Raw genomic sequence first — 10,499 nt, forward strand, 5'->3', positions numbered from 1 at the left:
AGCCTTGTCTCCGGCTTTTTTATATCTGTTACCTCCCTATTAATAACCCGGCGAACTAAGTTAGATAATTTCGTTATTGGTTTCGTCCATACTGCGCGTGGAAAATTCACGATCTGGTTTTTCTGACGTAGCTACCGTTATGTTTTCAATGATATTGAGTGGATTGATTTGCGGCGCACTGCTGGGGTTTGTGATGCAGCGCGGGCGCTTCTGCCTGACCGGCGGATTTCGCGATATGTATATCGCCAAAAATAACCGGATGTTTTATGCCCTGTTGATTGCTATCGCCATTCAAAGCGTGGGTGTCTTTGCCTTAATCCAGAGCGGAGTGCTGCAATACAATGCCGGGACGTTCCCGTGGCTTGGCACTGTTGTTGGCGGGTACATTTTCGGACTGGGGATTGTCTATGCTGGCGGTTGCGCGACAGGCACCTGGTACCGTGCAGGGGAAGGGCTGATCGGGAGCTGGATTGCGCTGTTTACCTATATGGTGATGAGCGCGGTTATGCGATCCCCACATGCTGACGGCATCAATGGGTTGCTGAAAACCTACAGCACCGAACATAACTCGATTGCCGAAACTTTCGGTGTCTCTGTCTGGCCCTTTATCGCCCTGCTGCTTGCCGTCACGCTGTGGGCGGTCGCCAGAGAGCTGCGTAAGCCGAAGCTGAAGATTGCGTCATTACCGCCACGTCGCACCGGGCTTGCGCACCTGCTGTTTGAAAAGCGCTGGCATCCTTTTGTCACTGCGGTACTTATCGGTCTAATCGCACTGCTGGCCTGGCCGCTCAGTGAAGCGACTGGTCGCATGTTTGGCCTCGGCATTACCTCACCCACCGCCAACATTTTGCAGTTCCTGGTGGCGGGGCAGAGTAAGTTCCTCAACTGGGGCGTCTTCCTGGTGCTGGGGATTTTCCTGGGGTCGTTTATTGCCGCGAAAGCCAGCCGCGAGTTTCGCGTACGGGCGGCGGATGCGCAAACCACGCTGCGCAGCGGGTTTGGTGGCCTGCTGATGGGCGTGGGAGCCAGTATGGCTGGCGGTTGTTCGATTGGTAATGGTCTGGTAATGACCGCGATGATGACCTGGCAGGGCTGGGTCGGGCTGGTATTTATGATCCTTGGCGTATGGACGGCGTCATGGTTTTTATATGTCCGTCCGCAGCGCAAAGCGAAACTGGCGGCGGCTGCGGCTTAACTTACAGGAGCTGTTATGGCTGTAAAAAAACTGGACGTGGTAACGCAGGTTTGCCCGTTTCCTCTGATAGAAGCAAAAGCGGCGCTGGCGGAGATGGCCCGCGGCGATGAATTGATTATTGAGTTCGACTGCACCCAGGCGACGGAAGCTATCCCACAATGGGCGGCGGAAGAGGGCCACACCATTACGGATTACCAACAGGTTGGCGACGCCGCCTGGAGTATTACCGTGCAGAAGGCGTAAGCCGATGCCCTCCCGTTAGCGGGAGGGCACTCTCAGACAATCTCTTCGGCGTACTGCCACAGCGCTTTCAACAGCGCCTGCTTTTCACTATCGCCTTCATATTGCTGGAACAGCGCCTGCAGCGTTTCGGCGTATTGCTGCAAAAACTCGGGAGTGAAGACATTGCGGCGATGTGTAAGCCAGCGCTGCTGTTCGTGCTCATCCAGCGTGCCAGGGAAGTTACGCGCCCGGTAGTTAAACAGCAGTTTTTCAATGCGCGCATCGGCAAAGGTGATGTCCAGCGCGGGCAGGTTACGCGGCTCGGTTTCCAGCAAAATTTTCATCGCGGCGCGGTCGGCATCGCTGAAAAAGCCGTTGTAGATTTGTGCGTCCACGTTCTCAGAAGGGACAAACGGTTCCGCCTCGGCGAAAATCGCCAGCACTTTCTCGCGCACCTGCGGGTTATCGCGCAGAATTTGCAGATTATCCAGGCACTGCTGGCGGTTAATGCCCAGCCGCCCGGCGTCCTGCGGGCGCAGCGTATTGGCCTGCGCCAGGATCGGGCACTTATTCAGATGCACCAGTTTCACGGGCACCGCCGCGCTATCGCCGAGTTCCGCTTTCGGTGTATACAGCCTTTCGCGCAGCGCATCGGTATCCAGTTCCAGCAGCGGCGACATGTCTCCCGCCAGATCCACCATAATCACCGCGTTGCGGTTTTCCGGGTGCCAGGCCAGAGGCGCCACCCAACTGGTGTTACCGCGCCAGGCACCAAACATCCCGGAGACATGCACCAGCGGTTTCATTTGCGGCACATCGATCAGCGTCGCCAGCTTCTGCTTATGGCGATGGCTGAACAGGTAGTCGAACAGCTTCGGCTGCTTCGCTTTCACCAGTTGCGCCATGGCGATAGTGGCGTAAACATCCGCCATTGCATCGTGGGCGTTGGCGTGTTCAATGCCGTTGGCTTTTGTCAGGTGCTCAAGGCGGAAACTGGGCAGACCGTCTTCATTTTCCGGCCAGTTAATCCCGTCCGGGCGCAGGGCGTAGCAGGCGCGCATAACGTCCAGCAAATCCCAGCGTGAATTATGGTTTTGCCAGCTCCAGGCGTAAGGATCGTAGAAGTTGCGGTAGAAAATATTGCGCGTCACTTCGTCGTCAAAACGCACATTGTTGTAACCGAGCACACAAGTGTTCGGCACGGTGAACAGATCGTGAATACGTTTGGCGAAAGCCGCTTCGTTCTCGCCTTTAGCGCGGGCAATTTGCGGGGTGATACCGGTTATCAGTACCGCTTCCGGCTGCGGCAGATAGTCGTCCGCCGGTTTGCAATAGAAGACTTCCGGCTCGCCAATAATGTTGAAATCCGCGTCGGTGCGAATCGCGGCGAACTGCGCCGGGCGATCCAGCGCCGGGCTGGTACCGAAAGTTTCGTAATCGTGAAAGAGAAAAGTGGGCGTTGCGGCGGAATCAGACACCAGATGCTCATCCTGTCAGTAAATATGCCCTCTATGGTAAACCATCCCGGCGCGTGTGCCGAAGGAAAACCGGTCATTCTTCCGCAGACCTTCGCAAAAACAGACGTTTAAAATCGATCCATGTCACACTTTTTTGCAATTTAACCAGGTAACGACACACGAAGTTCCGTACAAAGAACGACGATTTTAGATGCCATTGAGGATATTTCATTGAAACGCCGTTTGTTTGTTGCTTCTTTGCTGGCGGTTTGCGTTAACCACGCTTACGCCGACGACTTACCTTTTGCCCCTCAGCCCCCGGCAATTCAGGCGGGCTCCTGGGTATTGATGGACTACACCACCGGGCAAATCTTAACGGCGGGCAATGAACATCAGCAACGTAACCCGGCGAGCCTGACCAAACTGATGACCGGCTATGTGGTTGACCGCGCCATCGATAGCCACCGCATCAGCGCTGATGATGTCGTCACCGTTGGAAAAGACGCCTGGGCAAAAGGAAACCCGGTGTTCGATGGTTCTTCACTGATGTTCCTCAAACCGGGCGATCGCCTGACGGTGCGTGATTTGAGCCGCGGTTTGATTGTTGATTCCGGTAACGATGCCTGCGTGGCGCTGGCGGATCACGTGGCGGGCGGGCAGCCGCAGTTTGTCGCCATGATGAATGATTACGTCCAGAAGCTGAATCTGCGCGATACCCATTTTGAAACCGTACACGGGCTGGATGCGCCGGGTCAGCACAGCTCGGCGTATGACCTGGCGGTGCTCTCGCGCGCCATCATTCATGGCGAGCCGGATTTCTACCATATGTACAGTGAAAAAAGCCTGACGTGGAACGGCATTACCCAGCAAAACCGCAACGGTTTACTCTGGGATAAGACGCTGAATGTTGACGGGCTGAAAACCGGCCATACGTCTGGCGCAGGTTTTAACCTGATTGCCTCAAGCGTGGACGGAGAACGTCGCCTGATTGCGGTGGTAATGGGCGCCGACAGCCCGAAAGGGCGTGAAGAGCAGGCTCGTAAGCTGCTGCACTGGGGCCAGCAGAACTTTAATACCGTGGAAATTTTGCGTAACGGTAAAAAAGTCGGAAGTGAGCGCGTGTGGTACGGCGATAAAGAGCAGGTTGATGTTGGCACCGATCGGGATTACTGGCTGGTGCTGCCGAAAGCGGAACTGCAAAACGTAAAAGCCAAATATGTACTGGACAGCAAGGAGCTGGATGCGCCGCTGGCAGCACATCAGCGCGTGGGGGAAATCCAGCTTTATGACCGCGATAAAGTGATAGCGCACTGGCCGCTGGTCACGCTGGATAGCGTCGGCAAAGGCGGCTTGTTCTCGCGTCTTAGTGATTACCTCCACCACAAAGGCTGACACCGTCAGGCGTTGGCTGGAAGGCATGCGAAGTCGCTCGCATAATTGAGCGGTTGCAGATGGCAGGCGCAGGCCTGCCCGTTATACTGTATGTTCGAACAGTAACGCTAAGGGAGTTAGTATGAGCTACACAGTCAAGCAGTGTGAAAAACGCCGTATCGCCGGGTTTCATCTGGTCGGGCCGTGGGACGAGAAAGTTAAACAGGGATTTGCACAGCTGTCGATGTGGGTTGATAACAAGCAGATCCAGCCGCTGGAGTGGATTTGCGTTTATTACGACAACCCGGATGAAGTACCTGCAGAAAAATTGCGGGCGGATGTGGCAATCACCGTTGACGCTGCGTTTCAAGTGCCAGCCAACAGCGAAGGGGTGATGACCACTGAGGTTCCGGGCGGCCAGTACGCGGTGGCGCAGGCGCGGGTTTACAACGAAGAGTTTGCAGCAAGCTGGGATCTCTTTTTCGATGAGTTGCTCGCCGATCAGGCGTTACAAATTTCGGCCGGACCCTGTTTCGAAATCTATCGCAACGACGGGCAGCGCGACGGTTACTGGGAGATTGAGATGTATATTCCGGTGGAATCGAAAGCGCTGTAAGCTGTAAACGCACGCAAAGGGACGTCAGGATCAAACTGGCGTCTCTTTTTTGTTTTAAAAGGTGATCTCTGCCACTGAAAAATCCTACAATTGCGCCTCTTTTTACTTCTAGCCCGGAGAACGGCCGTGCGCCGCGACAAATCACTCAGCCCTTTTGAAATTCGTCTTTACCGCCATTATCGCGTCGTTCACGGCGTGCGCATTGCTCTGGCCTTTGTGCTGACTTTCCTGCTGATCCGCCTGCTGGATGTGCCGGAAGGCACCTGGCCATTAATAACGCTGGTGGTGCTGATGGGGCCAATTTCCTTTTGGGGGAATGTGGTACCGCGCGCTTTCGAACGTATCGGCGGCACTATCTTCGGGGCCGCACTGGGGCTGGTAGCGTTAAGGCTGGAGCTGATTTCTTTGTCGCTGATGCTGGTGTGGTGTGCCGTTGCGATGTTTATATGCGGCTGGCTGGCACTCGGTAAAAAACCTTATCAGGCGCTGATTATCGGCGTGACGCTCTCGGTGGTAGTTGGCGCGCCGACCGGGGATATGCATACGGCGCTGTGGCGCAGTGGCGATGTGATCATTGGCTCGCTGCTGGCCATGTTGTTCACCGGCATCTGGCCGCAGCGGGCGTTTTTGCACTGGCGCATTCAGATGGCGAATTACGTCACGGCGTTTAACCGGGTCTATCAGGCAGGTTTGTCCCGCAACCTGGTGGAGCGGCCGCGTCTGGAAAAGCACCTGCAAAAAATTCTCAATGACGTGGTAAAAATGCGCGGCTTAATCACGCCAGCCAGTAAAGAAACCCATATCCAGAAAGCGATTTTTGAAGCTATCCAGACCGTCAGCCGTAATTTGGTGTGCATGCTGGAGTTGCAGATCAACGCCCACTGGAGCTCGCGCGCCAGCCATTTTGTCATGATCAATGCGAATACTTTGCGTGAAACGCAGCAGATGACGCAGCAGACGTTGCTGACCATTGCCCACGCGTTGTATGAAGGCAACCCGCAGCCGATTCTGGCAAACACGGAAAAGCTCAATGAGATTGTCACCGAGTTACGCCAGTTAAGCCGTGCGCATCAGGGGGATGCACTTGCCGAAACCTCGATTCATGGTTATGTCTGGTTAAGCCTGGAGCTGGCGCGCCAGCTGGAATTGTTATCGCATTTGATCTGCCGGGCATTGCGCAAATAAGCGGCAGATAGCCGCTGTACACAGTCTGGTTGTTTCGATTCAGCTGGATTTGTGGTTATGATAGGGAAAAGGAAAAATTATTGTCATATGCAACCGCTTTGGGTAGGTTTGCCTCTAAGCTTGTTGCGTTAACGAATCCGAATCTCACATTATCAGGGGTGTAAAAATGGAAACAACCAAGCCTTCGTTCCAGGACGTTCTGGAGTTTGTGCGTCTGTTCCGCCGCAAAAACAAGTTGCAGCGTGAAATTCAGGACGTTGAGAAGAAGATCCGTGATAACCAGAAGCGCGTACTGCTGCTGGATAACCTCAGCGATTACATCAAACCGGGCATGAGCGTTGAAGCCATTCAGGGCATTATCGCCAGCATGAAAACCGACTACGAAGATCGCGTAGATGATTACATCATCAAAAACGCCGAGCTGTCGAAAGAGCGTCGCGACATCTCCAAAAAGCTGAAAACCATGGGCGAACTGAAGCCGGCTGAAACGAAAACCGAATAATGCCTCGCGGTGAGGGGTTCGCCTCTCACCCTTCTTTCACGCCGCCCGCCACCATCTTCAATAAATAATTTTTCGGCCAGTGCGCCGCCAGTTCTCTCTTCGCTAAAAACCGGCAAACCGCCCCCACATCGTGACGTGCCGAATCCAGAAACAACCCCACCACGCTCCCGCTGTGCGCCACGTTCAGACCGTATAAACCGAACTGCTCCACCAGGTTGAGCAGGGTAGTGAACGCAGGTTTCGGCAATAGCGCCTGGCTGGCTATCGCGCTGAGCGTTGCGGCTTCGCCGAGCAGTGCGGCATCTTTTTGCGCGCACGCGCGCTGTAGCATTTGCCACGCGCTGTCCAGTATTTCCGCATTGTCCAGCAGCGCCTGCTGGCGCGCCATCCGGTGATAATCTGCGGTCGTTAGCGTCAGCGGGCTTTCCAGTAGCAGGATCTCGGTGGGCGGCAGCGCGCCACAGGGAATGCGCGTTGCCGCCGTGTTGTGGTCAAACAGCGTCAGGCCTGAAAACAGGGTGCTGTCGGTCGGCTCCAGCACCACGCAAAGTTGCGCCAGCGTCTCTTCATCCAATGATTGATTGAGGTGCCGGGCCGCCGCCACGGCTGTCGCCGCAATATCGGCGGTGCTGCTGGCCATGCCTTTCGCCACCGGAATTGTCGAGTGGCAGTCGATACGCAGGGTCGATGAGAGGGATGCGGGGAGTTGCCAGTGCGCCAGCAGTTGCCTGAGCATCGCGCGGGTGAGCGGGCGTTCATTGGCAAGCGGCGTACCGGTGGTGACTTCGACGTGGCTGTACCACGCCACCGGGCAGGAGACCAGCTTTTCGCCGCCGAGGATCCAGCCCTGGATAATTTCGCCGCAGGATGCGGGACATGCTGCCTGCGCCACGGTGCTCCCCCTTAAAAATAAAACCGGATAGTGTCACTTCATCCGCGCGAATGCCAGCGTTAACCACTGCCGGTATATGTCCATCAGGGCACGAAGCATACCCTGTTATTGCACTCGCAGATGGCTTTTACCTTCGGCAGGTAAGGATTTTCGCAGGATCGATAGTGCACAGCCTTTTCCGTCAGCGCTATCACCTGACTGCGCCGGTATTTTTTACCGTCTGAGACGGTGTTGAATTACGCATGAACTTTTCAGCGCTAAAGATCGGTTGGCGAAAGCTGAATAAATCAGGTGTTGATAAAAACGGGCACGCAATACATTGTCATAGCGCAACAAACTCGCGTTTACGCGACGATAAACTGCTTCAGTTTTGTTTCCCTGCGGCAATCCAGTGCGCTTTGGGGAAATGTCATGAGAACGCGAACTCTGTTTTCGCGCCGTGACGCAATAAGCCAACAGGTTTTGCCGCCGCTTTTTGCGCGGCTGGGAAGGGGGTGAAAATCCCCCGCAGCCCCCGCTGCTGTGATGCTGACAACCCCGAAAACACCACTGATCGCCAGATCGGGAAGGACGGGTGAGGATGACGCTAAGCCAGAAGACCGACCTGACGGGCCATTATCAACAACTTCGGTGGGAAGTGGGTTGCTCAGAAGCGAACGGTCGCAAGACCGGGCAAACGCGCGCCTGACTTCAGCTTTCCGCCCGTAATGGGGTGTCAGGAATGTCAAACCGGCGCAGCGCTTTTCTCCTTGCCGGAACCAGCAGCGGCTGTGGAAAAACCACCGTCACGCTGGGGCTGCTCACTGTTTTTAAGCGCCGTGGCTTACGTGTTCAGCCGTTCAAAGTTGGTCCGGATTATCTCGATACCGCCTGGCACAGCGCCGTTTCTGGCGTTGCCTCCCACAATCTCGACAGCTTTATGCTGCCGGAACCCACGCTAAACGCGCTCTTTAGCGATCATGCTGCCGCATGCGATGTCGCGGTTATTGAAGGGGTGATGGGATTGTACGACGGCTACGGCACCGACCCGGATTATTGCAGCAGCGCCGCGCTGGCAAAACAGCTCGGTGTTGCGGTGATTTTACTCGTTGATGGCAAAGCGGTGTCGACCTCCATTGCCGCCACGGTGATGGGGTTTCAGCACTTTGATCCGCAACTGCCGATTGCCGGCGTTATCGTGAACCGGGTCAACAGCGACAGCCATTTTCAGCTACTGAAACACGCCATTGAACGCTATTGCGCGCTCCCGGTGCTGGGCTATGTCCCGACCACGCCCGGCGTTGCGCTGCCGGAGCGCCATCTCGGGCTGGTGACCGCCCGTGAATCAGTGGTGGAAGCACGGGTGTGGCACGATTTTGCCGGGCGTCTGGAGCAAGCCCTTGATATCGACCAACTGCTGACGCTCAGCCAGGTCACGACCCTTCCCGCAGGGCAAATGCCGCCGTTGCCGGATGTCGTTGCAGGGCTGACGCTGGCATTAGCCTTTGATGAAGCCTTCAATTTTTACTACCCCGATAACCTCGATTTACTGGAGCGTGCAGGTGTGCGCATTGTGCGCTTTAGCCCGCTACGGGATCGCCAGTTGCCGGAATGCCAGATGCTGTGGCTGGGCGGGGGTTACCCGGAGCTGCATGCGCGGGCGTTATCAGAAAATACCCCGATGCTGGAGGCTATCCGCGCGGCGCATCGGCGTGGTGTGGCGATCTACGCCGAGTGCGGCGGGCTGATGTATCTCGGCACCGCGCTGCGTGACGCGGACGGCGAAGAATGGCCGATGGCGAATGTGATCCCCGGTCTTAGCGTGATGGGCAGCAAACTGACCCGCTTTGGCTACTGCGAAGCCCGCGCCACGCAGCAGACCTTACTGGCGGCGGCGGGTGAAACCCTGCGCGGTCATGAATTTCATTACTCGGATTTCACCGCGCAAACGCCGTCGGTGCTTGACTGCCATAAAACCCGCGACGGCGAAGTACTCAAACGCTGGCAGGGCGGCTGGCAGGTTGGCAACACGTTCGCCAGCTACCTGCATCTGCACTTCGCCCAACGCCCGCAAATGCTCAACCACTGGTTTGCCGCCGCAAGGAGCGCGCAATGACGCTGCTTGCCTGGGCTGTGGCCTTTTTACTCGATCGGTTGCTGGGCGACCCGCCCCACTGGCCGCATCCGGTACGCTGGATTGGCGCGCTGATCAACCTGCTGCAAAGCATCGTGCGGCGCTGCTGCCATAGCGATAACGCGCTGCGCGTGGGCGGCGGTGTGATGTGGCTGGTGGTGGTCGGCGTGAGCTGGAGTCTGGCCTGGGGCGTGCTGGCGCTGGCGAACGCCATTCACCCGTGGTTCGGCTGGTGCATTGAGGTGTGGATGATTTACACCACGCTCGCCACCCGCTGTCTGGCAGACATGGCGCGGGAAGTGGAAAAACCGCTGCGCGAAGGGCTTCTGGCGCAAAGCCGCGAAAAACTCTCATGGATCGTCGGGCGGGATACCCGCCAGTTGCAGCCGCCGCAAATCACCCGCGCGGTGGTGGAAACGGTCGCCGAGAACACCGTCGATGGAGTGATTGCCCCGCTGTTCTTTTTACTGCTCGGCGGCGCGCCGCTGGCGATAGCCTATAAAGCGGTCAATACGCTGGATTCGATGGTCGGCTACAAACATGAAAAGTACCGCGCCATCGGCATGGTCAGCGCCCGGCTGGATGATGTCGCCAATTTTATCCCGGCACGCCTGAGCTGGCTGCTGCTGAGCGTCGCCGCCTGCTGCTGCCGCCAGAATGCCCGCGCCGCGTTGCGTATTGGTTTTCGTGATCGGAACAATCACAGCAGCCCGAACTGCGCCTGGCCAGAAGGCACCGTGGCGGGGGCGCTCGGCGTGCGCCTTGGCGGGCCAAATGACTACTTCGGCCAACGTGTCGACAAACCCTGGATTGGCGATGACACCCGCGCCATCGACGTGGATGACATCGGGCGAGCCATCCGGATGATGTGGCTGGCCTCGACGCTGGCGCTGGTGCTGTTTGCACTGGTGCGTTTTGTGTGGATGGGAGCCTGAGGATGGAAAAG

10 protein-coding genes and 1 riboswitch are annotated in these 10,499 nt (G+C 56.7%); of the genes, 8 read left to right on the plus strand and 2 right to left on the minus strand.

Features of this window, described 5'->3' with window-relative positions; all coding sequences use genetic code 11:
• The first annotated feature begins 139 nt into the window (after window positions 1-139).
• Window positions 140-1,195, plus strand: coding sequence for a thiosulfate utilization transporter TsuA/YeeE (tsuA, locus tag AAIG26_RS09470; RefSeq protein ID WP_045510820.1), 1,056 nt, complete (start codon window positions 140-142; stop codon window positions 1,193-1,195).
• Between the two features lie 15 nt (window positions 1,196-1,210).
• Window positions 1,211-1,438 carry a thiosulfate utilization sulfurtransferase TsuB/YeeD gene (tsuB, locus tag AAIG26_RS09475; RefSeq protein WP_020454267.1) on the plus strand — a complete coding sequence of 76 codons (228 nt, stop codon included), beginning with the start codon at window positions 1,211-1,213 and terminating at the stop codon, window positions 1,436-1,438.
• 32 nt (window positions 1,439-1,470) lie between these two features.
• Here the strand turns inward: tsuB and sbcB are convergent, their stop codons facing one another.
• Window positions 1,471-2,895, minus strand: coding sequence for an exodeoxyribonuclease I (gene sbcB / locus AAIG26_RS09480; protein ID WP_097405691.1), 1,425 nt, complete (start codon window positions 2,893-2,895; stop codon window positions 1,471-1,473).
• Between the two features lie 210 nt (window positions 2,896-3,105).
• On the opposite strand from sbcB, the gene dacD reads away from it, so the two are divergent.
• The 4 genes from dacD (at window position 3,106) to AAIG26_RS09500 (ending at window position 6,548) form a co-directional block, all read left to right on the plus strand.
• Window positions 3,106-4,266 carry a serine-type D-Ala-D-Ala carboxypeptidase DacD gene (dacD, locus tag AAIG26_RS09485; RefSeq protein WP_343180586.1) on the plus strand — a complete coding sequence of 387 codons (1,161 nt, stop codon included), beginning with the start codon at window positions 3,106-3,108 and terminating at the stop codon, window positions 4,264-4,266.
• A gap of 121 nt (window positions 4,267-4,387) precedes the next feature.
• The gene (sbmC, locus tag AAIG26_RS09490) at window positions 4,388-4,861 is read left to right on the plus strand and encodes a DNA gyrase inhibitor SbmC (protein ID WP_020454264.1); all 474 of its coding nucleotides are present in this window, start codon (window positions 4,388-4,390) and stop codon (window positions 4,859-4,861) included.
• A 126-nt stretch (window positions 4,862-4,987) separates the two neighbouring features.
• The gene (locus AAIG26_RS09495; protein WP_045510623.1) at window positions 4,988-6,046 is read left to right on the plus strand and encodes an FUSC family protein; all 1,059 of its coding nucleotides are present in this window, start codon (window positions 4,988-4,990) and stop codon (window positions 6,044-6,046) included.
• 166 nt (window positions 6,047-6,212) lie between these two features.
• Complete coding sequence (locus tag AAIG26_RS09500; RefSeq protein ID WP_020454262.1) at window positions 6,213-6,548, plus strand: DUF496 family protein; 336 nt, start codon at window positions 6,213-6,215, stop codon at window positions 6,546-6,548.
• A 25-nt stretch (window positions 6,549-6,573) separates the two neighbouring features.
• Here AAIG26_RS09500 and AAIG26_RS09505 read toward each other — a convergent pair whose 3' ends face one another.
• The gene (locus AAIG26_RS09505; RefSeq protein ID WP_343180588.1) at window positions 6,574-7,440 is read right to left on the minus strand and encodes an L-threonine kinase; all 867 of its coding nucleotides are present in this window, start codon (window positions 7,438-7,440) and stop codon (window positions 6,574-6,576) included.
• A gap of 440 nt (window positions 7,441-7,880) precedes the next feature.
• A riboswitch (cobalamin riboswitch) is annotated at window positions 7,881-8,063 on the plus strand.
• A gap of 98 nt (window positions 8,064-8,161) precedes the next feature.
• Between AAIG26_RS09505 and AAIG26_RS09510 the strand changes: the two genes are divergently transcribed.
• Complete coding sequence (locus tag AAIG26_RS09510; RefSeq protein WP_343180590.1) at window positions 8,162-9,535, plus strand: cobyrinate a,c-diamide synthase; 1,374 nt, start codon at window positions 8,162-8,164, stop codon at window positions 9,533-9,535.
• Window positions 9,532-10,488 (plus strand): adenosylcobinamide-phosphate synthase CbiB, encoded by a 957-nt coding sequence (gene cbiB / locus AAIG26_RS09515; protein WP_343180592.1) that lies wholly within the window; start codon window positions 9,532-9,534, stop codon window positions 10,486-10,488. Before AAIG26_RS09510 ends, cbiB begins: the two co-directional genes overlap by 4 nt.
• Window positions 10,489-10,499: the final 11 nt, after the last annotated feature.

This window comes from Kosakonia sp. PSU_27, from assembly GCF_039409795.1.
GTDB lineage: Bacteria > Pseudomonadota > Gammaproteobacteria > Enterobacterales > Enterobacteriaceae > Kosakonia.